This is a genomic window from Duffyella sp. Ts4 (assembly GCF_051851875.1).
Taxonomy (GTDB): Bacteria; Pseudomonadota; Gammaproteobacteria; order Enterobacterales; family Enterobacteriaceae; genus Duffyella; species Duffyella gerundensis.
Genome location: NZ_JBLYPN010000017.1, coordinates 26,471 through 51,053, shown reverse-complemented (window position 1 = coordinate 51,053; position 24,583 = coordinate 26,471). Strand labels below are relative to the sequence as shown.

Sequence of the window (24,583 nt, the reverse complement as noted above, 5' to 3'; positions counted from 1 at the left end):
CTCGCCGGATGAAGAGCCTGTGCTATTATCCGGCGCAATATTTTTGACTGTAGTCTGGAGTATCTGGAATGAAAGTAACACTGCCCGAGTTTAACCATGCGGCTGTGCTGGTGGTTGGTGATGTTATGTTGGATCGTTATTGGCATGGGCCTACCAGTCGTATCTCGCCGGAAGCGCCAGTGCCGGTGGTAAAAGTAGAAAATATTGAAGAGCGACCGGGTGGTGCGGCTAACGTGGCGATGAATATCGCGGCACTGGGTTCCGGCTCCCGTCTCATCGGCCTCACCGGCGTTGATGATGCTGCACAGGCGCTCGATCACTCTCTGCGTAAGGTCAACGTTGAATGCGATTTTGTGGCTATCGCCACCCATCCAACCATTACCAAGCTGCGCGTGCTGTCACGTAACCAGCAACTGATCCGTCTCGATTTTGAAGAAGGCTTTGAGGGGGTCGATCCAACGCCGGTTCATCAGCGTATCAGCCTGGCACTGCCTGCGGTTGGGGCGCTGGTGCTGTCGGATTACGCCAAAGGCGCGCTGGCCGACGTGCAAACCATGATTGCGCTGGCGCGCGAAGCGGGTGTACCGGTGCTGGTGGATCCTAAAGGTGCCGATTTTTCTCGCTACCGCGGCGCAACGCTGCTAACACCTAACTTTTCAGAGTTTGAAACGGTGGTGGGTAAGTGCAAAACCGAAGAAGAGATCGTGACGCGCGGCATGGCGCTGATCGCTGACTACGATCTGTCGGCGCTGCTGGTCACGCGTTCAGAAAATGGCATGACGCTTTTACAACCAGGCCGTGAACCACTCAATCTGCCTACCCAGGCGCAGGAAGTGTTTGATGTTACCGGTGCGGGCGACACGGTTATCGGCGTACTGGCGGCATCGCTGGCAGCAGGGAGCTCACTGGAAGACGCCTGCTTCCTTGCCAATGCGGCGGCAGGTGTGGTGGTGGGCAAGCTGGGCACATCAACCGTATCACCGGTAGAATTGGAGAATGCCATTCATGCCCGTCCGGAAACCGGTTTTGGCGTCATGAACGAAGAGCAGTTGCAGGATGCCGTGGCAAAAGCGCGTCAGCGCGGTGAAAAAGTGGTCATGACCAACGGCATTTTTGACATTCTGCATGCAGGCCATGTCTCTTACCTCGCCAATGCCCGCAAGTTAGGCGATCGACTAATTGTTGCGGTCAACAGCGATGCGTCAACGAAGCGTCTGAAAGGCGAAGAGCGTCCAATTAATCCATTGATCAACCGAATGATTGTATTGGGCGCGCTGGAGTCCGTTGACTGGGTCGTGGCATTTGAAGAAGATACGCCGCAGCGACTGATCGCACAGGTATTGCCGGATCTGTTAGTGAAGGGCGGAGATTACAAGCCGGAAGATATTGCGGGCAGCAAAGAGGTCTGGGCTAACGGCGGTGAGGTGCGCGTGCTGAATTTTGAGGATGGTCTGTCCACGACCAATATCATCAAGGCTATTCGCGCTAAATCCTGATTGCAGAGAAAACGGGAGGTGATCCTCCCGCTTTTAAAACTTATTGCTTAGGTTCTTCTGGCTTTGCGTCTGGCTCGTGCACCGGCTTCGGCGCGGTAACTGGCGCAGTTGCTGCAGTAGCAGGTGCAGGAGTAGCTACAGGCGCGGCTGTTGACGAAGTTGTTGCGGTCGCAGGCACAGCGGTTGCTACAGGTGCAGAGGAAGTCGACTGATTTTCCAGTTGGGCAATACGCTGTTCCAGCGCGGCCAGTTTCTCGCGCGTGCGGATCAACACCTGCGTCTGCACATCAAACTCTTCACGATTAACCAACTCCATGCGTGTCAGCTGAGCCTGCAAAACCTGGCGAATCTTTTTCTCAACGTCGTCGCCTAAATCGCGAATGCCTTTAGGCATCGCTTCGTGAACCTGACGAGCAAGTTGTTCAATTTTTTTTGAGTCAATCATGGCGGTTTCCTGATCGCATATAAGTATTAAGCTGCGTTCTGCCATGAAATTCAGCAGCGTCACAGCCCGAAAATTGGTTATCACGGCCAGGCGCAAACAGAAGATGTCGCCCGAGCCTGAAGGCAGCTGCGGCATCCTGCTGAAAGGCGTCCCGCGAAACGGACAGCCAGTGCGTTGTGTCGCCCATCAGTAAAGCGCACGTTATTGCTCGTGTCGGGCAGGTATAATTCTCTTTCTGTGCGCACAAGACAGACACAACTCTGCTAAGTGTAATGCCTGAATCCAAAAGGATAAACCCAAAACATTGCATCCGCAGCGCATAAGCTTTTGCGGCTTTGTTGATTGCCCGTCCAGATGTTTGGCGTTATAGTAAATTTGCTTATTCTCAGGGCGGGGCGAAATTCCCCACCGGCGGTAAATCAGCTTCTGTGCTGAAAGCCCGCGAGCGCTTCAGGCTATGTTTGAAGGTCAGCAGATCCGGTGTGATTCCGGGGCCGACGGTTAAAGTCCGGATGGGAGAGGGTAACGATTTCTGACGAGCCTGTGCTCGCCTCATGTTATTGTTTTGTCGCCGCAGACACACTCCTAAGCATGCCCTGATTCTGGTAACTCATTTCATACTAAAGGTTTATTTACCATGAATCAGACGCTTCTTTCTGAATTTGGCACGCCGGAACAGCGTGTGGAAAATGCTTTGGCCGCGTTGCGTGCGGGCCAGGGCGTTATGGTGCTCGATGACGAGGACCGCGAAAACGAAGGCGATATGATTTTCGCCGCAGAAACCATGACCGTTGAGCAAATGGCACTGACGATTCGCCACGGCAGCGGCATTGTTTGTCTCTGCCTGAATGAAGAGCGTCGTCAACAGCTTGAATTGCCTATGATGGTCGAGAACAATACCAGCTCATTCGGCACTGGTTTTACCGTGACTATCGAAGCCGCTGAAGGTGTGACCACCGGTGTGTCTGCTCAGGATCGCTTAACCACTATTCGTGCGGCTATTGCTGATAACGCTAAACCCAGCGATCTGCATCGCCCAGGCCACGTTTTTCCGCTGCGCGCCCGTGAGGGTGGCGTCTTAACGCGCGGTGGCCACACTGAAGCAACCATCGATCTGGTTACGCTCGCAGGCTTCAAACCGGCAGGTGTGCTGTGCGAACTGACTAATGACGATGGCACCATGGCGCATGCGCCGGAAGCAATCGTGTTTGCGAAGCAGCATAAAATGCCGGTCGTAACGATCGAAGATTTAGTGGCTTACCGCCGCAGTCGTGAAACACGCCACGCCAGCTAACGACTGACTCATTCGCAATGGCCGCCTTTTACAGAGGCTGCCATTTTTTTTGCCGCTTTACCGTGCCGCATAAAAAGTATGGTTACCAATGACCATGGTGCGCTGGAAAGTCTTACGCCAGTACGGCTTTACCCGATGATTGTGAAAATAGGTGGCACCGTTGGTTACATCTTCCAGTTCGCCATGCACAATACGGTGCGCCAGTCTTTGAGCGCGTTGCCAGCTGGGGTCACTATCTGAGGGTTTAACGTCGAGGCGTTTTTTAAAGTTGGTCCAGGAAAACTGTTTGGGTGCATAAACCACCGGGCAAATCTCTTTAACCTCCCAGTTAGCACGATTCATTGTGACCGTACCAACGGCAATCTGCCCCAGTTCTGGTTCGCCGCGCGCTTCATGATAAATGTTCAGCGCAAGGCACAAAATAGCTCCTTGAAGTAACATACCTTTTCCGTGTTTTTTTATCAGAATCAACGGAAGAGGAGTGTAATTAAGCAGCAAAAAACAGGTCACAAGACCTGTCTTGTAATAAAAATGGCGATTATTAACTCTTTGATAATTAAAAGCTGTCTTAAAATTATCGAGATTTGTCTTAACCTATGCCACTGCTTTGCAGCAGCGCCAGGCTGAATCCCATCACCGTCATACCACAGAGCACGCCATAGCTTGGGTTGCTGTGAGGATCGATCTCTTTTGCCAGCGGCATAAGCTCATCAACGGAGAGCGCAACCATGATTCCGGCCACAGCGGCCATGATGGCGGCAATCACCACCGGCGACACCATCGGACCCAGCAAGGCGAAAGCCAGCACGCCGCCTAATATTTCTGACAGGCCGGAAATACAGGCCCAGAAAATGGCGCGCGACTTGGAGCCCGTTGCTGCATACATCGGCCCGGCCACCGCCAGACCTTCAGGAATATTATGTATCGCCACTGCCAGCGCGATACCCAGACCCAGTTCCATGTCGCTGCTGGCGGTAACGTAAGTGGCGATGCCCTCGGGAAAATTATGCAGGCTGATGCCCAGCGTCAATAAAATGGCGGTGCGCCTGATATTCTGCGGCTTCTTTTTCTGATCCATCAGATCCTGAGGATGCTGATGCGGCAACAGGCGATCAAGCAAAAAATAACCAATCAGGCCAACTAAAAACATGCCATAGCCGAGCACAGCCGGCATGCCGACAGTATGCAGTGCGGTAGGCAGCATCTCCATCAGTGAAATAAGCAGCATGATGCCCGCGGCAAAACCCAGCGAGAAGGCGAGCAGGCGATTAGAGGGCTTTTGCCCCATTACACCGAGCAGTGCGCCGATAAAAGTAGCGGCTCCGGCTAATACAGTCAGAAGCAGTGGCACTGACATTTCTGGCTCCATAGATGATAATGATAATTGTTTAAATTATACGGAGACCCTACAAAAATCGAGTCTTTTCGCGTAAAGAAATGTCGGCGATGTTGCGTCAAATTTATTGATAGAGTTCGTCACGTTAATCCGGGTTCATCGTGAAACCAAATCACGTAACCTGTGTATACAGAGCGACCGCTCCCCCGGAGAATTAACGTGAATACAGATCGTATGCCCGCCTTATTCCTTGGTCATGGCAGCCCCATGAACGTACTGGAAGAGAATCTGTTTACTGCCCGCTGGCAGCAGCTTGGCCAGCAGCTACCGCGTCCAAAAGGCATCATCGCCATTTCCGCACACTGGTATGGCAAAGGCACCGCTGTTACCGCCATGGAAAATCCGCGCACCATTCACGATTTTGGCGGTTTCCCTCAGGCGCTATTTGATACGCACTATCCGGCGCCGGGATCGCCGCAGCTTGCCACCAGAATAGCCGAGGCGTTATCGCCGCTGGACGTGCAACTGGACCAACGCTGGGGACTGGATCACGGCACCTGGGGCGTACTGATAAAAATGTATCCTCAGGCAGATATCCCGGTTGTACAGCTCAGCATCGACAGCACACAGCCAACTGCCGCGCATTTTGCTATCGGACGCAGGCTGTCGGCATTACGTGATGAGGGCTATATGATCGTCGCCAGCGGCAACGTGGTACACAACCTACGCAAAATGCGCTGGCAAGAAGATGCTGAGGCCTGGCCATGGGCAACGGCATTCAATCAGTATGTCAAAGAGCATCTCGACTGGCAGGGCGAAGAGCACCCTTTGATTAACTTCGAACGCCATCAGGCTGCGGAGCTCGCTAATCCCACGCCAGAACATTTTCTGCCGCTGCTGTACGTGCTGGGTTCACGTTATGAGCATGAACCCATCAGCATGCCCATTGACGGCATCGTGATGGGCGCAATTAGCATGCTTTCCGTGGTCATCGGCAAGCAAAACCGCTGAGTTAGTCGATGAAGGCGTGCGGATAGAATCGGGAAAGATCCTGCGTGATCAGATCACGATCTTCACGCAGACCAATCCCGGCGGGCAGATCGTTTACCAGCCAGCTGCCGATCAGCGTAAAGCTGTCCCCAAACTTCGGTAGCGGATGAAACTGCTGCACGATCATGCCTTCTTCACCGTAAGGGCCATCGACACGGGCAATTTCTTTGCCATTTTCAATAATGCGAATATTGGCGCCTTCCCGTGAGAACAGCGGCTTGATCACATACTTATCCATGTGCGGCACGTTGTCATCGTCGGCAAACCAGGCGGGCAGCAGGTTAGGATGATTGGGAAACATCTGCCATAACATCGGCAGCAGCGCTTTATTGGAGAGAATGCTTTTCCATGCCGGTTCAAGCCAGCGGACGCCCGCATCGGCCAGTTTGGTGGAGAAGATCTCGCGCAGCATAAATTCCCACGGATAGAGCTTGAACAGGTTACTGATGACCTGATCCTGGACATCGGTAAACTGGCCTCTTTCACCCAGCCCAATCTCATCGATATAGAGAAACTCACTGGGCAATCCCGCTTCTGCGGCGCAATCCTGTAAATACTGTACCGTGCCGCGATCTTCATCTGTGTCGCGACAGCAGGCAAAATGCAGCAGGTTGAAACCATGCTGCTGATGTAGCTCGCTAAAGCGGTCGATGAGCTTGTCCTGCAGGCTGTTAAACTGATCGCTGCCGGCAGTTAAGCGGCCCGACTTCAGCTGATCTTCCAGCCAGATCCACTGGAAAAAAGCCGCTTCGTACAGCGACGTTGGCGTGTCAGCGTTGTTTTCCAACAGCTTGGCATCGCCTTCACCATCCCACGCCAGATCGAGCCGCGAATAGAGCGATGGCTGGCGGCTGTGCCATGAATCGCGCACGAAATCCCAGGTGTGTTTTGGGATACGAAACTTTTCCAGCAGGGCTTCACTGGCGACCACTTTCTCCACTACCTGCAAACACATCTGATGTAGCTCAGCGGTGGTTTCTTCCAGATAGTCGATCTGCCCAAGCGTAAACTGATAATAAGCATCTTCGCACCAGTAGGGCTCGCCATGCATGGTGTGAAAACGAAAGCCATATTCGGTTGCTTTCTCGCGCCAGTCTGAACGTGGCTCAATAGCGATGCGTTTCATCAGCCGTTAGCCTCCAAACGAGCGATTGCCAGTGCTGGTCGCGCTGCTGCGTTGCATCGAATTTTGTTTCGCAACGCTTTCGCCAAAGCCGCCACGTGTCACGGTGTTGGTGGTCGCAGGTTTTGGTGCCAGCGCAGTTTTAGGCACGGTCATAGTGCGGCCTGGCGTGGCATTGCCATAGTTGCGACCGCTGGCATCAACGAATTTACCATTAGCCGGACTGGCCGGGTTTTTGGATGAAAACAGTGGTTGCTGAGCAAAGCCTGCGCCGCCGCCCATCATACGTCCCATCATATAACCGGCCATTAATGGCATCCAGAAGCTGCCGCTCTGCTGCGCTTCCGCGTTGGTTCCGGCCTGGGCCGGCGCCTGCTTACATTGATCCTCGCCAAACTCCGCCACGCAATCCTCACGCGAGGCATATTTCGGCGCGGTTTTTTCCGCTTCTTTCAGCGCACTATTGTAAGCGGTGGTGCACTGCGCGCTTTGACCTGGATTAGCCTTGCTGCAGTCGTCAGCATTCTGGTACATCGAAACCGTTTCATCGGCCTGCTCACAGCCAGCCAGCATAAACACCGCCGACACCGCCAGCGCAACCGGCGTCAAATGTCGCGCGCTCCAGCTTTTGCGAAAAGAGGCGTAATTAATCGTTTTTGTCCGTTTCATGATGTTTCTCCTGTGCCCAAAGGTTAATGGGTAGGATAGGTTAAGCATGCTGATAATTGAAGCAGGAAGCGCAGAACGGGCGGGGATCTTTACGTAGCTATACGTTGGGATGAGAAGGGGGGCAGCAGGCGCTGCCCCACCGGCTTAGTTAGCGAAAGGATTGTTGCTGGCAGCCACGTTACGATGACGATTGCTCACCGGCTGAGCCGCTGGCGTACCGTGATCGGCTGAGGTTTGCTGAGCACTGTTTTCAGGCGCAACCACTTCAGGTGTAGTGGACACTTCTTTGCCAAGGCGATTGTTCAGTGCCGCCAGATCCTGCTCGTTCAGCGTGCCAAGCGCCGATTTAATGTTGAGCTCGTTAATCATGTAATCATAACGTGCGTTGGAGAGCTGCTGCTTGGCGTTATACAGCGTGGTAGTAGCATCAAGCACATCAACAATGGTGCGTGTACCGACCTGATAACCCGCTTCGCTGGCATCCAGTGAACTCTGTGCAGACACAACCGCCTGCTGATAGGCATTGATGCTGCTGATAGATGCATTAACGTTGTTAAACGATGAGCGCACGGTTTGCACCGTTGAACGATGCGCGCTTTCCAGCTGCTCGCTGGCGCTAACATACTGATACTGCGCCTGCTTAACCTGAGAAGTCACCGAACCGCCGCTGTACAGTGGCAGGGTAAAGCTCAGACCAACCTGGTTGGAGCCGGTGATGCTGTCGGTGGATGAGGTACTCTGATTCGCACGGCTGCCGCCATATTTGCTGTTCGACAGGCCGGTTGACGCGGTTAAATCCAGCGTCGGCATATGGCCCGTTTCTGACAGGCGAATCTGCTCGCGTGCCAAATCCTGCGTCAACCGCGCTGAAAGCAGGCTGAGGTTGCGGCTTTCCGCTTCCTTCAACAAAGCGGCCACCGGCTGTGGTTTCGTCGCTTTGAAATTATCGATATTCAGCGAAGCCAGCGTTGGGTAGTCGTTGCCGGTTACCTGACGCAGTGACTCAACCGCGTTATCCAGCGCATTACGCGCTGTCACTTCGTTAGCCAGCACGCTGTCATACTGCGCGCGGGCGTTCTGCACATCGGTAATCGCCACTAAGCCAACGTTAAAACGCTGAGTGGTCTGATCCAGTTCACGGTAAATCGACTGTTTCTGCGCTTCGGTATAGGAAAGCGTATCGATGGCGCGCAGTACGTTGAAATAGGCGGTAGCGGTATTTAACATCAGGTTTTGCTGCGCGGTCTGCCAGGTGACATCCTGAATACCGGCGGTTTTTTCCTGCAGGGTCAACGCACGCCATTTTGACATATCAAATATTGTCTGCGTTAACTGTAATGAACCGCTTGTAGTATTGGAATGCAGGCCGCTGCTATCACGATAACCGCCGGTGTATTGATAATCAGCACCCAAACCAAGCTGGGGCAGCAACGGGCTACGGGCTTCATTAATCTTTTCAAATGCCGCATCGCGGTCAGCCGCGGAACTGCGTAAGTCAGGGTTAGAGATGCGTGCTTGCTGATAAATCTGTAACAGATTCTCAGCCTGGCTCGCAACGCTAAAGCCACCCAGGCTAAGGCCAATTACTAATGGGAGCAGTTTGTTCATTTGCATTCCTTGTGGTGCAGCCAAATTGCCATGGTAGCGCTGCTGGAGACCAAAAAAATAATCGCCGATTCTACCAGAGACTGATGAATTGTTAAGTTGGCTGAAAGTGCCATCTCGTCTTAATTTACGTAAATAATTCAGAAAGAACCAGACAATGACGCGAATGTGATTTGAATTTCGCGATAGCATCCCCAACTGATGGAACGAGGGCCGACAATGAGCAACAGTAAAAAATCCCCTGTGACTTTCTCGAAAAACGATGTAGAAATTATTGCACGCGAGTCGATCTACGACGGTTTTTTTTCCATGACGCGCTACCGCTTTCGTCATCGTTTGTTTAACGGCCAGATGAGCAACGAAGTACAGCGCGAAGTTTTTGAGCGCGGCCATGCTGCCGTGCTGTTGCCCTGGGATCCTCGTCGTGATGAAGTGGTCCTGATCGAGCAGATTCGCATTCCCGCCTATGACACCAGCGCCACACCCTGGCTGCTTGAACTCGTTGCTGGCATTATTGAACCCAGCGAAAGTGTGGAAGACGTGGCTCGCCGCGAAGCGATGGAAGAGGCGGGTCTGCAGGTCAATCGTATTAAACCAGTGATTAATTATCTGGCCAGCCCTGGCGGCACCAGTGAGCGTTTATCGGTAATGGTAGGCGAAGTGGATGCCAGCGTGGCGGAGGGAAACCACGGTCTGGAGGAGGAGAATGAGGATATTCTCGTGCATGTGGTCAGTCGCCAGCAGGCTTACCAATGGGTGGAAGAGGGGATAATTGACAACGCGGCTTCGGTGATTGCCTTGCAATGGCTTGAACTGCACCATGAGAGACTAAAAAAAGAGTGGAATCCAACATGACCAAGCGCTATACGCCTGACTTTCCCGAAATGATGCGCCTGTGCGAAACCAATTTCGCGCAGCTGCGGCGTTTGCTGCCACGCAACGATGAAGCGGGCGCGGCGGTGAGCTATCAGGTTAACGGCGCCCGTTACAGCATTACCGTTCTTGAGTCCACCCGTTACACGACGCTGGTGGAAGTGAAACAAACTGCACCGGCCGTGAGTTACTGGAGTCTGCCTTCAATGTCTGTCAGACTTTATCACGATGCAATGGTTGCTGAAGTGTGTTCAACGCAGCAGATCTATCGCTTTAAAGCACGCTATGATTATCCTAATAAAAAGTTGCATCAGCGTGATGAAAAGCATCAGATCAATCAATTCCTTGCCGACTGGCTGCGTTACTGCCTGGCGCATGGGGCGATGGCGGTGCCAGCCTGACGCTGCATGCCATCTAAAGTTTGAGGTGGAACTAAGGAAACGCTTTGGATAGCCTGCTAACTCTTCCTGTGACGAGCCATGCCAACATCAGGATTTTACAAATTACCGATACTCATCTGTTTGCGGGTAAGCATGAAACCTTATTGGGCGTGAACACATGGGACAGTTTTAGCGCGGTGCTGGACGCTATTAGCGCCCATCAGGATGCGTTCGACCTGATCGTTGCGACTGGCGATCTGGCTCAGGATCACTCTACCGAAGCGTATCAGCTCTTTGCTGATGGTATTGCCCGACTTGGCGCGCCTTGCGTGTGGCTGCCGGGCAATCATGATTTTCAGCCCGTGATGTTTGAGACGTTAGCGGCCGCGGCCATTAACGACGCCAAGCAGGTTTTATTGGGCGACAGCTGGCAGTTGGTGCTGCTCGACAGTCAGGTATCCGGCGTGCCGCACGGCATGCTCAGCGACTATCAGCTGGACTGGCTGGATAACGCGCTCGCTGCGGTGCCCGATCGCCATACGCTGGTGCTGCTGCATCATCATCCGCTGCCGTCGGGCTGCACCTGGCTCGATCAGCACAGTCTGCGCAACTCGCACATGCTTGATGAGTTGTTGCAACGTTATCCGCAGGCGAAAAATCTGCTTTGCGGACATATTCATCAGGATCTGGACGTGGAATGGAACGGCCGACGCGTCATGGCCTCGCCCTCAACCTGCGTTCAGTTCAAGCCGCACTGCACCAACTTTGCTATCGATTCCCTGGCGCCAGGCTGGCGGCTGCTGGAACTGCACGCTGATGGCTCGCTAAGCACTCAGGTCAAGCGGCTGGCGACGCAGGCATTCAGCCCCGACCTCGATTCTGACGGATACTAAGCGATGGCAACCCTTCTTTATCTGCATGGCTTTAACAGTTCGCCGCAGTCGGCCAAGGCGACACAGATGCAGGCGTGGCTGGCAAAACATCATCCTGAAATAGAAATGGTGGTGCCACAGCTGCCCGCTTTCCCGGCTGACGCAGCAGAATTAATGGAGTCGTTGGTGCTGGCGCGCGCCGGTCAGCCAATCGGTTTGGTTGGCTCATCGCTGGGCGGCTATTACGCCACTTGGCTGTCGCAATGCTTCATGCTGCCTGCCGTGGTGGTGAATCCGGCGGTACGTCCGTTTGAGCTGCTAAACGGTTTTCTGGGCGACAATCAGAACCCCTACACCGGCCAGCAATATGTGTTAGAGTCTCGCCACATTTACGATCTGAAAGTCATGCAGATTGAACCGCTTGAATCACCCGATCTTCTCTGGTTGCTGCAACAAACAGGTGATGAGGTGCTGGATTATCGCCACGCACTGGATTACTACGCATCCTGCCGCCAGACGGTTGAAGAGGGGGGCAACCATGCTTTTATCGGATTCGAACGCTTTTTTCCGGCAATCCTGGACTTTATCGGGCTGAAGCACGCCTGATCCACGCCGCCAAAAAAGGTTAACCCACATTTCTCCTTTAATCAGATTGTTACGATGACTCAATCCAGCTACAACGCTGATGCCATTGAGGTACTCAGCGGTTTAGAGCCCGTACGGCGTCGCCCGGGCATGTACACCGACACTTCGCGCCCCAACCATTTAGGGCAGGAAGTGATCGACAACAGTATCGACGAAGCGTTAGCGGGTCACGCAAAGCGCGTCGAGGTCATTTTGCACGCCGATCAGTCACTGGAAGTGATTGATGACGGACGCGGTATGCCGGTGGATATCCATCAGGAAGAAGGCGTCCCGGCGGTTGAACTGATTTTTTGTCGGCTGCATGCGGGCGGAAAATTCTCCAATAAAAATTACCAGTTCTCGGGCGGGCTGCACGGCGTTGGTATCTCGGTGGTTAACGCCCTGTCGACGCGCGTGGAAGTGACCGTGCGCCGCAATGGCGAAGTCTACGAAATGGCGTTTGAAAATGGCGATAAGGTGCAGGATTTGCACGTTACCGGCACCGTTGGCAAACGCAACACCGGCACGCGTGTGCATTTCTGGCCGGATGGCAGCTTTTTTGACAGCCCGCGCTTTTCCGTCTCGCGTCTGAGCCATCTGTTAAAGGCCAAGGCGGTACTGTGCCCGGGCGTAGAGATTGTCTTCAAGGACAAGCTCAATAACACCGAGCAGCGCTGGTGTTATGAAGATGGCCTGACTGATTATCTGATGGAAGCGGTCAACGGCCTGATTACTCTGCCTGAGCAGCCGTTTGTCGGCAGCTTCTCCGGTGATGTTGAAGCGGTTGACTGGGCGCTGCTCTGGCTGCCGGAAGGCGGCGAACTGCTGACGGAAAGCTACGTTAACCTGATTCCCACTATGCAGGGCGGCACGCATGTGAACGGCCTGCGTCAGGGATTGCTCGATGCGATGCGTGAATTCTGCGAATACCGCAATATCCTGCCGCGCGGCGTGAAGCTCTCGGCAGAAGATATCTGGGATCGCTGCGCCTACGTGCTGTCGGTAAAAATGCAGGATCCGCAGTTTGCCGGCCAGACCAAAGAACGCCTTTCTTCACGGCAGTGCGCAGCTTTTGTCTCCGGCGTGGTGAAAGATGCCTTTAGCCTGTGGCTAAACCAGAACGTGCAGGCTGCTGAACAACTGGCAGAACTGGCGATCTCCAGCGCCCAGCGCCGCATGCGTGCCGCGAAAAAAGTGGTGCGTAAAAAGCTCACCAGCGGTCCGGCACTCCCGGGCAAGCTGGCTGACTGTACCGCGCAGGATCTGAATAAAACCGAGCTGTTTCTGGTGGAAGGGGATTCTGCAGGTGGCTCGGCCAAGCAGGCACGCGATCGCGAATTTCAGGCGATCATGCCGCTCAAGGGCAAGATCCTCAATACCTGGGAAGTGTCGTCGGATGAAGTGCTTGCGTCTCAGGAAGTGCACGACATCTCGGTGGCTATCGGTATCGATCCCGACAGCGAGGATATGAGCCAGCTGCGCTACGGCAAAATCTGTATTCTTGCCGATGCTGACTCCGATGGCCTGCACATTGCCACGCTGCTCTGTGCGCTGTTTGTGCGCCACTTCCGTTCGCTGGTGAAAGGCGGCCATGTTTACGTGGCGATGCCACCGCTTTACCGCATCGATCTGGGCAAAGAGGTGCACTACGCGCTGGACGAAGAGGAGAAAGCGGGCATTCTTGAGCAGCTCAAGCGTAAACGCGGTAAGCCAAACGTACAGCGTTTCAAAGGATTGGGTGAGATGAACCCGATGCAGCTGCGTGAAACCACGCTGGATCCCAATACGCGTCGCCTGGTGCAGTTAACCATCAGCGATGAGGATATCGATCAGACGCTGGCGATGATGGATATGCTGCTGGCCAAGAAGCGCTCGGAAGACCGGCGCAATTGGCTACAGGAAAAAGGCGATACCGCCGAAATCGAAGTCTAAAATCAGGGCGACGCAGGTCGCCCTTTTTTTATTGCTGCTTTACCCACGTCTCCAGCGCGCAGGCGATGCGTGTAATCACCGCCGTCCATTCCTCATCCTGATGACGATAAAACAGACGCATCTGTGGATACCACAGTGAATCTTCGCGGCCAGCCGTCCAGCGCCAGTCAGTCGCAATACCGGGCACCATCACCCAACAGGGTTTGCCCATGCTGCCGGCCAGGTGTGCCACCGACGTATCGACGCTAATAACCAGATCCAGTTGGGCAATGGCTGAGGCCGTATCGGCATAATCGTGGAAACGCGGCCCAAGCGCCAGCGCCGGTTGCGTAGCCGCACAGGGCAGCACCTCCTCTTCCCCGGCGCCTTTTTGCAGGCTCACCCAGCGAATGCCCGGCACCTGCCATAACGGCGCCAGCTGGTTGAAATGCGCCAACGAGCGCTGCACATCATTCTTATGGGCGCTATTGCCTTTCCACACCACGCCAACCTGCAACGCTTTACTATTCTGCGACAGCTGCCATTGCGCAGTGCGGTGCGCTTCAATCTGAAACAGCGGCGGCAGCGGGCCAAAAGGATCCTGGGTCAGAAACCAGGCTGGCAGATCGAGCAGCATGCACCAGCAATCAAATGCCACGCCGTTCAGTTCTTCAAAGCGGGTCAGGCAGCGATCGATATCCGGCAGGGTGATCAGCAGGGCGTGCAGTTCAGGACGACCGAGAAAAATAACCTGAGCTGCCTGCTTTTCCCGCTTCAGCCGGGTGACGTAACGGCTGAACTGAATAATGTCGCCCAGCCCCTGTTCACACAGAATAGCAATGGTTTTACCGCTCAGTGGCTCGCCCTGCCAGTAGGGCTGGGTGAGTGCGGGCAGCCGGAAAAAGGCGTCGGGATTGGCGGCATGATAACGATATTGATAGCGCCGCCAGCCTTCGTTGAATTCGCCCTGACGCAGCAATACCATGCCCAGCGTATTTTGCCAGCGCGGCTCTTCCGGTTGCTGCTGTAACAGGCCGCGTAGCTGCGTAGCTGCCTCATCCAGCTGGCCGGTATGCGCATAAACCGTGCTCAAACCATAGGCGGCTTCACGATAATGGGGATCATGCGCCAGAAGGCGTTGGTAACAGCCGATCGCCTCCTGATGCCTGAATTGTTTGTGCAGCAGAATAGCGTAATTGTTCAGACAGGCCGCGTAATCGGGCAGCACCTGCAGCGCCTGCTGATAATAACTTTCGGCTTGTTGCCAGTCGCCGCTGTCATACCAGGCGAGTCCGAGACCGTTTAACGCGCCCGCGTCATGCGCAGAGAGCGCTAACAGGCGCTGATAATAGCTGATGGCGGCCTTGAGGTTGCCTGCGCGTCGCTCTAGCCGCGCTGCTTCATGTAGCAGAGTACTGCTGGTGCTGCTAAACAACAGCCGACTGCGAATTTTTCTGCGTGCAATCGCATAATCACCGCGATCGATCAGCTGTTGAATCTCCCTGAGTGCGCTATCGGCCTGAACCGCCTGGCGCTTTTGCCGAATCATTGCGTTATCCTGAAGGTTGAAAACGCGCGCATTGAAACATAACGCTCAGCGCCTGCCTGTAAGTCCGGTCTTGAAAATCGTTGTTATTTATTGCCTGAAAGGATGTGCCGTGAAAATTACGCTTGAAGAGCTACGCGCCTGGGTCACCGTGGTGGATACCGGCTCGATTACCGCCGCAGCGGAGCAGCTTCATCAAACCAGTTCTGGCATCAGCCGGGCGTTAAGCCGTCTGGAAAGTAAGCTGCAAACCACGCTGCTGCATCGCACCACACGTCGGCTGGCGCTGACCGAAGAGGGCACCATTTTCCTCGAACACGCACGACAGATTCTGGCTTCGGTGGAGCAGGCAGAAGAGCAAATTGCCCAGCGCCGGGAAATGCCTGCCGGGCGACTGCGCGTCAATGCAGCGACGCCGTTTATGCTGCATGTGATTGTGCCGCTGGTAGCGGAATTCACTGAAGCCTATCCGCTGATTCAGCTGGAACTGAACACCGATGATGTGTTGATCGATCTGCTGGAGCAGCAAACTGATATCGCCATTCGCATCGGCGAACTGCGTGACTCTTCTATCCGTGCGCGCTCGCTGGGCTGCAGTAAGCTGCGTTTGATGGCCACGCCCGCCTATCTGGCAAAGCACGGTACGCCGCGCAGCGTGCAGGAGCTGGCACAGCATCGGCTGATCGGTTTTACGCAGGCCGAACCGCATAATACCTGGCCGATTTGGCATCAGGAAGGTGAGCTGCTGCACATCAAACCGGATCTGGCAGCATCGAGCGGGGAAACCATTCGTCAGCTGGTACTGGCGCACCAGGGCATCGCCCGTATGTCCGATTTCGTTACGCATCAGGATGTCGCTAATGGACGGCTGGTACAGGTGCTGGAAGCTGAAACACGCGATGTTCGCCTGCCGGTCAACGCGGTCTATTACCGTAACTCAACGCTCTCTTCGCGCATCACCTGCTTTCTGGATTTCCTGCAGCAAAAAATCGACGCCAGCAAACTGCTTTAGCTTATCCCCCCTGAACCCTTCTTTTTTTTGCCCGCTGCTGGCGCTTAATTTCAATAAAGTAAGCGCCATTAATTTTATCAAAAACAATAGCTTGTTAATTATATAACCTTTCCGTCCCGCAAAATATTTCCGTCGAACAAGACAGGTCTGATAAGCGATTCGTCCGTATTCAGGAAATATTCGAAAAAATTTTGAACCATGTTGGTTGTGGTTCAACCAGGGAAGTTCTGCGCGCTGAGCCTGCGACGCAGTTCGGTTTAACAATCGTAAGGGTTATTCATGAATGCTACTCCAGTAAGCGTCGCGGTCATCGCGGACAAGACGGTGACCAAAGCAGAAGTGCTGCGCACCACTACAACAGGCGCACCGGTTAAGATCAAAGCCGTTGCCAACGGTAAATACTTGCTCGCCGAACAACAAAACGGCGTGGCCCCTGAAAATATTACCGTGAAGCGTTCCGGTAAAAATCTGCTGGTGATGCTGGAAGGCACGGATTCCGATCAGCCACAGCTGATTATCGAAGGCTTCTTTGACAAGCCGGGTGAGCTGGTCGGTATTGCCGAAGATGGCGAATATCACCCATTTATTGCTACTGATGGTGAGAGCGATCATGAGGCAGCAGTCCTGGCTGACGGAGAGTCCTCGGCGCTGGCACTCGGCGCAGAAACCATGGGCGACAGCCTGTATAACCTCGAGCCGGCGGCAGGTTTTGCCTGGTCGCCCGCTTTGCTCGCCCTGGGCGGCCTGGCGGCCATTATCGCTGCGACGGGCCTTGGCTACATGGTAGCGAAAGAGCAATTCAAAGACAGCGGCAGCGACAAAAGCAGAAGCGGCAGCGGCAACGAAGGCAGCGAAGGCGGCACTGACAAACCGGCGCAAAAACCGGTCATGAGCGCGGCGATCGATAATATCGGTAGCGTTACCGGCCCCATTCCTGCGGGCGGCTCCACCGACGATTCACGCCCTGAGTTTACCGGTCGTGCAACGCCAGGCAATACCATCGAAATCTGGGACGGTTCAACCAAACTCGGCGAAACCAAAGTCAACGACGACGGCAGCTGGAGCTTTACGCCGGAGAAAGCCTTAACCACTGGAAAGCACAGTATTTATCCCATTGAGCGCGATGCAGACGGCAATAAAAGCGAAGCAGGGGAAGCGATCGATTTCACCCTTGATCTGACTGCGCCGGCAAAAGGCTCGATCAGCCAAATGATCGACAATGTCGGCAGCAAACGCGGCAGCATCGCGCCGGGTGAATCGACCGATGACACTACACCAACCCTGGTCGGCAAAGCAGAGCCAGGATCAATTGTTGAAATCTGGCTGGATGGTAAACGTATTGGTACAGCCGATGTGACGGCATCAGGCGACTGGAGCTATACCCCGGCAGCACTGGGTAACGGTAGCCACAGCTTCACCGTGGTGGTCACCGATCCAGCAGGCAACCGTTCGCTACCTTCTGAACCTTACCAGATTCATGTCGACACCGTGGCGCCGGAAAATCAGGGTATTGGCTACATCAAAGATAACGAGGGCGCGGTAACCGGGCCGATCGGTGAAGATGGTCGTACCAGTGATGCACGTCCGAGCATTGGCGGCGAAGGCCAGGAAAAGGGCGATATCGTTAAAGTTATCGTTGATGACGAAGTCATCGGCTCGGTTGTCGTCGGTGATGATGGCAAATGGGAATTCCGTCCGGAGAAACCAATTGGTGAAGGCGAACACCTGATCGAAATCGTGATTACCGATCCGGCGGGCAATGAGTCAGGCAAAGTTGATCCGATTGAAGTGATCGTCGACACACAGACTCCGGAAAACAACGGCATCGGTTATGTCGAGGATCGCAGCGGCGACGATCCAAAGCGCATTGAAGATGGCGGCTGGCTGAAAGATACCCAGCCTGCATTCGGTGGCGAAGGCCTGAAAGATGGACAGATCGTTGAAATCATCATCAATGATGAAGTCGTAGGGTCGGTTGTGGTCAAAGACGGCAAGTGGGAATTTATTCCTGACACACCGCTAGGTGATGATAAATACATTGTTGAAACCATCGTCAAAGACAGCAACGGTCGTGAATCGGCTAAATCCGATCCGGTGGAAATTAACCTCGATACCGAAGCGCCAGTGCAGCCGGCTATTGGCGGCATTGAAGATAACACCGGTGATGAAACCGGCCCTATCGGGGCGGGCGGCACCACCGACGACACGCGCCCGGTAATCAGCGGCAGCGGTGCTGAAGCGGATACCATTATTCGCATCTTTGATAATGACAAAGAGATCGGCAGCGTCGTTGTCGCTAAGGATGGCACGTGGAGCTTTCAGCCAACAGAAGACAATGCGCTGACCTCAGGTGAGCACGTTATTACCGTCGTGAGCGAGGATCGGGCCGGCAACCAGTCTGAAGCATCAGAAAGCTGGACCATCATTGTGCAGACCGATCTGACTCAGCCTCAGCCGACAGAAAGCACCTTCGATACCGTTTGGGACGACGTGGCGATGGCCATCGGTAATCAGTTGCCAGGCAGTTTGATGAACGATAACCAGCCAACCTTTGGTGGTACCGGCGTGCCAGGAAGCGTGGTCTATCTCTATGATGGCAATGCTCTGCTGGCGACGTTTAGCGTGTTGGAAGATGGTAGCTGGGAATATACCCCAGCAGCAGCACTGGATGACGGCGATCATATCTTCCGGGTGGCTTTCGGCGATGAAACGCAGCCGCAAACTGCCCGCATCCCGGAGGCCGGTTGGGATGTTGAGATCGATTCAATTGCCCCCTTACCGCCAGTGCGTCCGGATCCTGCTTCTGATGCCATGGCGATGCCATTCAGCGCCGATGAACTATTGAACAACATATTACCGACCCTGTTCAGTGAGGCAGAGGCGCTACCGGGCACAGCTCTGACAAGCACCCTGTTGCAACTGGCGGATATCGATCAACCGGCGGCTGAACAGCCGATTGAGGGAGTGCAAGCGCAGCCTTCCGCGAATGACGAGCAGGCACGTCTGCTGGCGTCCATTTCACCTGACGATCAGCCAATTTATTGAGAGTGCGAAAGCCCTCACCGCAACTTATTTAATCGGATGCCTGGAGAGGCATCCGTGGAGACGTTATGAAAAAGTTTACTTCTACCCTCTGGCTGGCCTTATTAGCGGCGCCGATGTTTGCTGTGCAGGCCGCACCGACGTTTGGTCCAACCTGGCAAAGCGCAGCGCCAGCCGCGAGCGATCAGGTACAGATTATCTATTATCGTCCCGCTGATTTAGTGGGTAATGGTCCGGCACACATTTATGTTGATGGGGAGTATCAGGCCGCGCTGCTGCCCGGTAACTACAGCCGTTTTTGCCTGTCGCCAGGCAGTCATTCTCTGGGCAGCTTTGTTCAGGATGCGCCAGGTTATGAAGGCAAGCGCGATCAGCCCTGGCGTGATGAGTTAGGCGCAGGCAAAACCTATTACATTCGTGCCAGCATTGACGGCAGCGGGCAGCCGCAGGTGGTTGCCCGCAATCAGGCAGAGAGCGAACTGGCTGGCCTGCGTCAGCAAACTCACACGTTGTCACGCGCCTCTTCGGTGCAGGCGTGTCGTCAGCCTACCGCTGCGCCAATCTACAATGATTATCAAATCTCCAGCGATATTCTGTTCCGCTTTGGCGGCGGTGGCATGAAGGACATTACCGCTGAAGGGCGCCAGGCAGTTTCTCAGTTGGCCGCCCAGCTTAAACAAAGCGGGGAAGCACAGAGCCGTATTGAGGTGATTGGCCACACCGATCCTATCGGTCAGCCACAGGCTAATCTGCTGCTGGGTCAACGTCGTGCCGATACGGTGCGTCAGATGCTGATTCAGCAGGGCGTTTCAGCCGACAATATTCTCAGCCAGAGCGTCGGCAGTAGCCAGGCATCCAGCCAGTGTAGCGGCACGCAGACACAGCGCATCGCCTGTCACAAACCCGATCGCCGCGTGGTCGTACGCGTAATGCAGTAACGCAGTACCACTGCCCAACCACTAAGCCATATCTTCGGATATGGCTTTTTTTATCGTTTTTTTCTGGTGGGTATTTACAAAGCAGCAGGGTTTGAGACGGGTCTTGTGGGGAGAAGAGCGGGAATCAACGACAGTAGGCTATGTCCGGGCGAAAGCGAAAAGGACTATTAATCGGATGCAATCATACAAAGGAAAGCGATATGAATAACCCCTTCAGTGTCAACCACGGCACCGTAATTCACACTAACGATCCCTTCTGGACCTGGCCGCTGGAAGGCAAGGACGCGGCGAACGGGAAAGTTAAAGTCTACATTAACGGTAAAGAATTTAATTTTGACATTAATGAAGACGATAAATACGTTATTGATTTCAAACAGGCACTGCCGGAAGGCAAGCACATCGTAGAGATTATGACATTCGATCAGGCTGGTAACGCAAGCTTACCGGGTGTTTTCCTGCTGGATGTCGATTATACAGCGCCAGTTAAGCCTGAAATTCTGCGTGCCGTTGATGATAGCAGCACTGAACCTTATAACCTGACTTCTGGTGATGTGACCAAAGATGGCGCGCCAGCACTGACCGGCACCGCTGAGCCAGGCACCAAAGTTAAACTGATGAACGGCACTGAGGTAGTGGGCGAGGTTGAGGTCGACAATCTTGGACGCTGGCAGTATACCCCAGAGCTGAATGAAGGCACCAATACCTTCACCGTGATTTCTACCGACAAAGCGGGTAATCAAAGCGAGTCCGATCCGTTCAATATTTACCTGAACGAGAAGCCAGCTGATGCACCTGAAGAGATCGCGCGTCAGCCAGTGACTCAGGACACGACGCCAGTAGTTCAGGAAGAAGAGACGCCGGTTGATCCAATCCCCGGGGCAACGATCCCCCAGCTTTCCAGCGATGGTGTGCTGACTTTCGACGGGTATGAGGTCAATCCTGCAGATGATGGCGCCCTGGTTCAGGTGGTTGTCGATGGCATAATCTATACAACTACCATTAAAGATCTTGAATGGACGCTGCCAGCTCTTCAGCTGGAAGATGGCCTGCACGTTGTGGAAGTTCGTTATATCGATTTGGCGCAGAACCCAGGCCTACCGACGCAGTTCCTGTTTGAGGTGGATTCCACGCCGCCGCCGAAGCCTGAGATCCTGCAAATATACGACGATTCCAACAATCGTAATCTGTCGCTAATGGATTCTACCAACGACACCAGGCCTACCTTAATTGGTGTGTCTGAACCAGAGTCGCTGGTTTATATTTTCAACGGTAACACCGAGATTGGGTCGGTTTACGCGGATGAAAATGGCCGCTGGGAATTTGATACCGCTCCGGTGAATCTAAACGGAAGCTATTACAACTTCACGGTCAAAGCGGAAGATAAATATGAGCGCCAGAGTGTTCCTTCAGATGCGTGGGTGATTAATATCGATGTCAGTGGGCCTCAGAAGCCGACCATTGGTGGCGCTTTTGACGACGTCGGCGTGCCTACCGAATTGGTAAGCAACGATCGCACCGATGATGATCGTCCTACCTTCAGAGGTCAGGCGGAAGCAGGCGCGCTGGTCATCATCTATGTGAACAACGAAGCCGTGGCCAGCACCTATGCCGACGCAATCACCGGCGACTGGACCCTTGATGCGCCGCTGCAAGCGGGTAACAACGTTGTCAAGGTTGTGGCTAAGGACAAAGCTGGCAACGAAAGCTCACCATCAGATGATTTTGTGCTGACGCTGTCAGAAGATCCGAACCAGCCAGTCATCGGCGGCGTGTTTAACAATGATGGCGATGTGCCTGTTGCTATTGCCAATGGTGCCGACACCAACGATAAAACCCCGCTGCTGACCGGTGAAGGTGTTGATGGCGATATCATTAAGGTCTTCCTGGATGGCAATGAGATTGGTTCAACCACGGTGCAAGACGGCAAATGGTCGTTTGTAGTACCTGAAATTGATGGCCTGCAAGATGGTGACCATGAGCTGGCCATCACCGTGACTAATGAGTTCGGCCAGACTTCTGAAGAGTCCGAGCCTTTCAAATTCAATCTGGATACTCAGGCGCCAGATAGCATCGATATCGGTGCCGGTACGGTGGTTGATGATGAAAATAACCCGATCGAAGAGGGTGTAAAAACTGGCGATGATAAGCCAACCTTTACCGGCGAAGGCACTGATGGCGATCTGATCACCATCGTTGACCAGGATAACAACCCAATCGGCTCCGCTATCGTCGAAGATGGGCGCTGGGAGATCACGCCAGAAGAAGGTTTGGATACCGGTGAATATGATCTTGTCATCATCGTTACCGATCCGGCGGGCAATGAGTCTGAAAAATCAGAAGATCCCTTCAAACTGATCGTCGATACCACGCCGCCTGGAAACCTGACCGACGTGGTGCTGAAGGATAATGCCGGCCCGATTACGGATCCTCTTACTGGCGATCCAGCGCGGATCGATGACCCGCGTCCGGAATTCAGTGGTCGCGGTGAGCCTGGCTCCAGCGTCATCATTATTGTTGATGATGAGGAAGTTGGTACCGTCCAGGTAAACGATGACGGCGAGTGGTCATGGCAGCCTGCAGACGATCTGGAAGAGGGCATAGAGCACAGCTTTGTTGCCCAACCGGTTGATGAAGTGGGCAACCGCGGTGAGGCGACGGCACCAATCAACATTATTGTTGATACCAGTCCGGTAAGCCTTTCTGCTCTGGTTGTGAGCGATAACGAAGGTATTTATCAGAATGATTTGGTCAGCGGCGACAAAACCGACGATACCACGCCAACCTTCTCCGGTAGCGCGACCGATGGTTCAACGGTGTTTATCGTCGATAAATTGACCAATACCATCATCGGCAGCGTGCAGGTGAATAACGGTAGCTGGACGTTTACGCCAGAGGCGCCATTGGATCAAGGTAACTACCAGCTGGAAATCTACGCGCAGTCACCATACGGTGTGCAGAGTGCGAAAACCGAGTTCAACTTCACCGTGGATCTTAGCACGCCAGAAGCACCTGTTTTGGGCACCGACTTCGGTATCTGGGATGACGTAGGTTCAATTACCGGTGAAATTACCCAGGGCGGCCAAACCGATGATGTGAGACCAGAATTCAAGGGTATCGCAGAGGAGGATGAAGTGATCTTTATTTACGCTGACGGTGATACTGAGAATGCCATTGCCTCGATCAAGGTGGACGAGTCAGGTGAGTGGTCATGGATGCCGGACACCGATTTGGATGCAGGCGAACACAGCTATCAAGTCGCTATTCGCGACGCGGCGGGAAATATGGGTGCTATCAGCGAAGCTATCGAGTTTACTGTCGATGTCAGTGCTCCACTTAACGGCACAATGGAGGGCATTTGGAAAAATACCGGCGGCTCAAATAGTAGTATTCTTCCAGATCCGGACGGCGAAGGAGAATATATTGCTCATTCCAATGATAGCAGCCCGGTATTCTCCGGCCGAGGTGAAGTCGGTACGTTAGTCACCATCTACGACAAAGACAACGGAAACGTGGTGGCTTCTGGCTACGTCCAGGATACAGGACGCTGGAGAATTGAAACCATTGAACTGCAGGACGCAACGTATAACTTTGCCATTGATTTCTCCGATGTGGCAGGTAATACCACGACAATTGATGTTGAGTTTCCAGTTAAGATCGATACCCAGCCACCAGGCCCACCGATCACTCCGATAAACCCGGGAACCCGTGGTCTGTTTGAGATTGACGAGCAAGGTGCAGCACTGTCAGTTGATGACGTCCTGCAGCAGGGTCAGCAGGATCTGTTCATCAACAGCGGCACCACTCAGCTGATGGTTACCGGTAAGTCAGGTGCAGTATTGAACCTGGAAGACCTGACCAACGATCAGAATGAGTGGCAGCAGGCTAACGGCAGCGTAACGGTAGGCGGCGTGGAATATAATGTCTTCCAGAGCGCGGGCAAGGATGTGGAACTGTTGGTACAGCAGGATCTCAATACCCAGCTGTAATCGAATAGTAGTTTGAATCAAGGCGGCCAACTGGCCGCCTTTTTTTATTACCGCTGGAATACCAATGCCCACTGCAGAACGAGGCTATTTAAGCGCACAGCCAGGTCGTCGGCTTACAGCACAGCATTTGTCATCTCAGCCACATTATCGCGAATTAATATGCGATACGCTGGCTCATACGACACCCGCTTTCCATCATTGTGCCCACAGAATAAAAAAGCAGACAGCTTGCCGCCTTTTTATTCTGTAGGCGCGGTAAAGTTGCATGCAGATTAATGCTGTCTCAGCGCAGGATTGAGCAGCTGGCTCCCGCTCCACTATCGTCATCTGAATGAGATCAACGTTAAGCCGTACACCATTAGGCTGCAACATGCGGCTTGC

Annotated in this window: 19 protein-coding genes and 1 riboswitch; of the genes, 12 read left to right on the top strand and 7 right to left on the bottom strand. The window is 53.8% G+C overall.

From position 1 onward, the window contains the following. Positions 1-68 precede the first annotated feature (68 nt). Entirely contained in the window at positions 69-1,496 is a 1,428-nt protein-coding gene (gene hldE, locus ACJY2L_RS18025) for a bifunctional D-glycero-beta-D-manno-heptose-7-phosphate kinase/D-glycero-beta-D-manno-heptose 1-phosphate adenylyltransferase HldE (RefSeq protein ID WP_067427617.1), read from the top strand. Between the two features lie 40 nt (positions 1,497-1,536). Here hldE and ubiK read toward each other — a convergent pair whose 3' ends face one another. Next, positions 1,537-1,941 (bottom strand): ubiquinone biosynthesis accessory factor UbiK, encoded by a 405-nt coding sequence (ubiK, locus tag ACJY2L_RS18020; RefSeq protein WP_187485767.1) that lies wholly within the window; start codon positions 1,939-1,941, stop codon positions 1,537-1,539. A 377-nt stretch (positions 1,942-2,318) separates the two neighbouring features. Further along, positions 2,319-2,469, top strand: a riboswitch (FMN riboswitch). A gap of 109 nt (positions 2,470-2,578) precedes the next feature. On the opposite strand from ubiK, the gene ribB reads away from it, so the two are divergent. Further along, complete coding sequence (ribB, locus tag ACJY2L_RS18015) at positions 2,579-3,235, top strand: 3,4-dihydroxy-2-butanone-4-phosphate synthase (protein WP_439213735.1); 657 nt, start codon at positions 2,579-2,581, stop codon at positions 3,233-3,235. A gap of 57 nt (positions 3,236-3,292) precedes the next feature. Here the strand turns inward: ribB and ACJY2L_RS18010 are convergent, their stop codons facing one another. Further along, a complete protein-coding gene (locus ACJY2L_RS18010; RefSeq protein ID WP_067427621.1) occupies positions 3,293-3,676 on the bottom strand; it encodes a cell wall hydrolase in 384 nt (127 codons plus the stop codon). A 148-nt stretch (positions 3,677-3,824) separates the two neighbouring features. Further along, positions 3,825-4,592, bottom strand: coding sequence for a zinc transporter ZupT (zupT, locus tag ACJY2L_RS18005; protein ID WP_439213733.1), 768 nt, complete (start codon positions 4,590-4,592; stop codon positions 3,825-3,827). 198 nt (positions 4,593-4,790) lie between these two features. Here zupT and ygiD point away from each other — a divergent pair, with 198 nt between their 5' ends. Beyond that, a complete protein-coding gene (ygiD, locus tag ACJY2L_RS18000; protein WP_439213732.1) occupies positions 4,791-5,582 on the top strand; it encodes a 4,5-DOPA dioxygenase extradiol in 792 nt (263 codons plus the stop codon). A gap of 1 nt (position 5,583) precedes the next feature. On the opposite strand, the gene ACJY2L_RS17995 is transcribed toward ygiD, so the two are convergent. From ACJY2L_RS17995 to tolC, 3 genes are all read right to left on the bottom strand, one after another. Next, positions 5,584-6,747, bottom strand: a complete 1,164-nt coding sequence (locus tag ACJY2L_RS17995) for a glutathionylspermidine synthase family protein (RefSeq protein WP_187485769.1) — start codon at positions 6,745-6,747, stop codon at positions 5,584-5,586. 6 nt (positions 6,748-6,753) lie between these two features. Next, positions 6,754-7,413, bottom strand: a complete 660-nt coding sequence (locus ACJY2L_RS17990; RefSeq protein ID WP_209500667.1) for a DUF1190 family protein — start codon at positions 7,411-7,413, stop codon at positions 6,754-6,756. Between the two features lie 144 nt (positions 7,414-7,557). Continuing rightward, positions 7,558-9,021 (bottom strand): outer membrane channel protein TolC, encoded by a 1,464-nt coding sequence (tolC, locus tag ACJY2L_RS17985; protein ID WP_439213730.1) that lies wholly within the window; start codon positions 9,019-9,021, stop codon positions 7,558-7,560. A 216-nt stretch (positions 9,022-9,237) separates the two neighbouring features. Between tolC and nudF the strand changes: the two genes are divergently transcribed. The 5 genes from nudF to parE are packed head-to-tail and all read left to right on the top strand — an operon-like array spanning position 9,238 to position 13,699. Next, complete coding sequence (nudF, locus tag ACJY2L_RS17980; protein ID WP_439213729.1) at positions 9,238-9,873, top strand: ADP-ribose diphosphatase; 636 nt, start codon at positions 9,238-9,240, stop codon at positions 9,871-9,873. Then, positions 9,870-10,292, top strand: coding sequence for a DUF1249 family protein (locus tag ACJY2L_RS17975; RefSeq protein WP_067427635.1), 423 nt, complete (start codon positions 9,870-9,872; stop codon positions 10,290-10,292). The genes nudF and ACJY2L_RS17975 overlap by 4 nt, the downstream gene beginning before the upstream one ends. 44 nt (positions 10,293-10,336) lie before the next feature. Then, positions 10,337-11,164 (top strand): 3',5'-cyclic-AMP phosphodiesterase, encoded by an 828-nt coding sequence (cpdA, locus tag ACJY2L_RS17970; RefSeq protein ID WP_439213728.1) that lies wholly within the window; start codon positions 10,337-10,339, stop codon positions 11,162-11,164. A gap of 3 nt (positions 11,165-11,167) precedes the next feature. Further along, entirely contained in the window at positions 11,168-11,749 is a 582-nt protein-coding gene (yqiA, locus tag ACJY2L_RS17965) for an esterase YqiA (protein WP_439213726.1), read from the top strand. Positions 11,750-11,803: 54 nt separating this feature from the next. After that, a complete protein-coding gene (parE, locus tag ACJY2L_RS17960) occupies positions 11,804-13,699 on the top strand; it encodes a DNA topoisomerase IV subunit B (protein ID WP_067427640.1) in 1,896 nt (631 codons plus the stop codon). A 28-nt stretch (positions 13,700-13,727) separates the two neighbouring features. Here parE and ACJY2L_RS17955 read toward each other — a convergent pair whose 3' ends face one another. Next, positions 13,728-15,227, bottom strand: coding sequence for a tetratricopeptide repeat protein (locus ACJY2L_RS17955; RefSeq protein ID WP_439213725.1), 1,500 nt, complete (start codon positions 15,225-15,227; stop codon positions 13,728-13,730). Between the two features lie 109 nt (positions 15,228-15,336). Between ACJY2L_RS17955 and ACJY2L_RS17950 the strand changes: the two genes are divergently transcribed. The 4 genes from ACJY2L_RS17950 to ACJY2L_RS17935 all read left to right on the top strand — a co-directional run bounded on the left by ACJY2L_RS17950 (position 15,337) and on the right by ACJY2L_RS17935 (position 24,202). Then, on the top strand, positions 15,337-16,236 hold the full coding sequence (locus ACJY2L_RS17950; RefSeq protein ID WP_439213723.1) for a LysR family transcriptional regulator: 900 nt from the start codon (positions 15,337-15,339) through the stop codon (positions 16,234-16,236). A 279-nt stretch (positions 16,237-16,515) separates the two neighbouring features. Next, positions 16,516-19,281, top strand: a complete 2,766-nt coding sequence (locus ACJY2L_RS17945; protein WP_439213722.1) for an Ig-like domain-containing protein — start codon at positions 16,516-16,518, stop codon at positions 19,279-19,281. A 65-nt stretch (positions 19,282-19,346) separates the two neighbouring features. Beyond that, positions 19,347-20,216, top strand: coding sequence for an OmpA family protein (locus ACJY2L_RS17940; protein WP_439213721.1), 870 nt, complete (start codon positions 19,347-19,349; stop codon positions 20,214-20,216). A gap of 200 nt (positions 20,217-20,416) precedes the next feature. Further along, complete coding sequence (locus ACJY2L_RS17935) at positions 20,417-24,202, top strand: Ig-like domain-containing protein (protein WP_439213720.1); 3,786 nt, start codon at positions 20,417-20,419, stop codon at positions 24,200-24,202. Positions 24,203-24,583 lie beyond the last annotated feature (381 nt).

Coding starts and splice junctions, on each gene's coding strand:
- hldE (WP_067427617.1), top strand. CDS start 69: ATGAAAGTAACACTGCCCGAGTTTAACCATGCGGCTGTGCTGGTGGTT.
- ubiK (WP_187485767.1), bottom strand. CDS start 1,941: ATGATTGACTCAAAAAAAATTGAACAACTTGCTCGTCAGGTTCACGAA.
- ribB (WP_439213735.1), top strand. CDS start 2,579: ATGAATCAGACGCTTCTTTCTGAATTTGGCACGCCGGAACAGCGTGTG.
- ACJY2L_RS18010 (WP_067427621.1), bottom strand. CDS start 3,676: ATGTTACTTCAAGGAGCTATTTTGTGCCTTGCGCTGAACATTTATCAT.
- zupT (WP_439213733.1), bottom strand. CDS start 4,592: ATGTCAGTGCCACTGCTTCTGACTGTATTAGCCGGAGCCGCTACTTTT.
- ACJY2L_RS17995 (WP_187485769.1), bottom strand. CDS start 6,747: ATGAAACGCATCGCTATTGAGCCACGTTCAGACTGGCGCGAGAAAGCA.
- ACJY2L_RS17990 (WP_209500667.1), bottom strand. CDS start 7,413: ATGAAACGGACAAAAACGATTAATTACGCCTCTTTTCGCAAAAGCTGG.
- tolC (WP_439213730.1), bottom strand. CDS start 9,021: ATGAACAAACTGCTCCCATTAGTAATTGGCCTTAGCCTGGGTGGCTTT.
- nudF (WP_439213729.1), top strand. CDS start 9,238: ATGAGCAACAGTAAAAAATCCCCTGTGACTTTCTCGAAAAACGATGTA.
- ACJY2L_RS17975 (WP_067427635.1), top strand. CDS start 9,870: ATGACCAAGCGCTATACGCCTGACTTTCCCGAAATGATGCGCCTGTGC.
- yqiA (WP_439213726.1), top strand. CDS start 11,168: ATGGCAACCCTTCTTTATCTGCATGGCTTTAACAGTTCGCCGCAGTCG.
- parE (WP_067427640.1), top strand. CDS start 11,804: ATGACTCAATCCAGCTACAACGCTGATGCCATTGAGGTACTCAGCGGT.
- ACJY2L_RS17955 (WP_439213725.1), bottom strand. CDS start 15,227: ATGATTCGGCAAAAGCGCCAGGCGGTTCAGGCCGATAGCGCACTCAGG.
- ACJY2L_RS17945 (WP_439213722.1), top strand. CDS start 16,516: ATGAATGCTACTCCAGTAAGCGTCGCGGTCATCGCGGACAAGACGGTG.
- ACJY2L_RS17940 (WP_439213721.1), top strand. CDS start 19,347: ATGAAAAAGTTTACTTCTACCCTCTGGCTGGCCTTATTAGCGGCGCCG.
- ACJY2L_RS17935 (WP_439213720.1), top strand. CDS start 20,417: ATGAATAACCCCTTCAGTGTCAACCACGGCACCGTAATTCACACTAAC.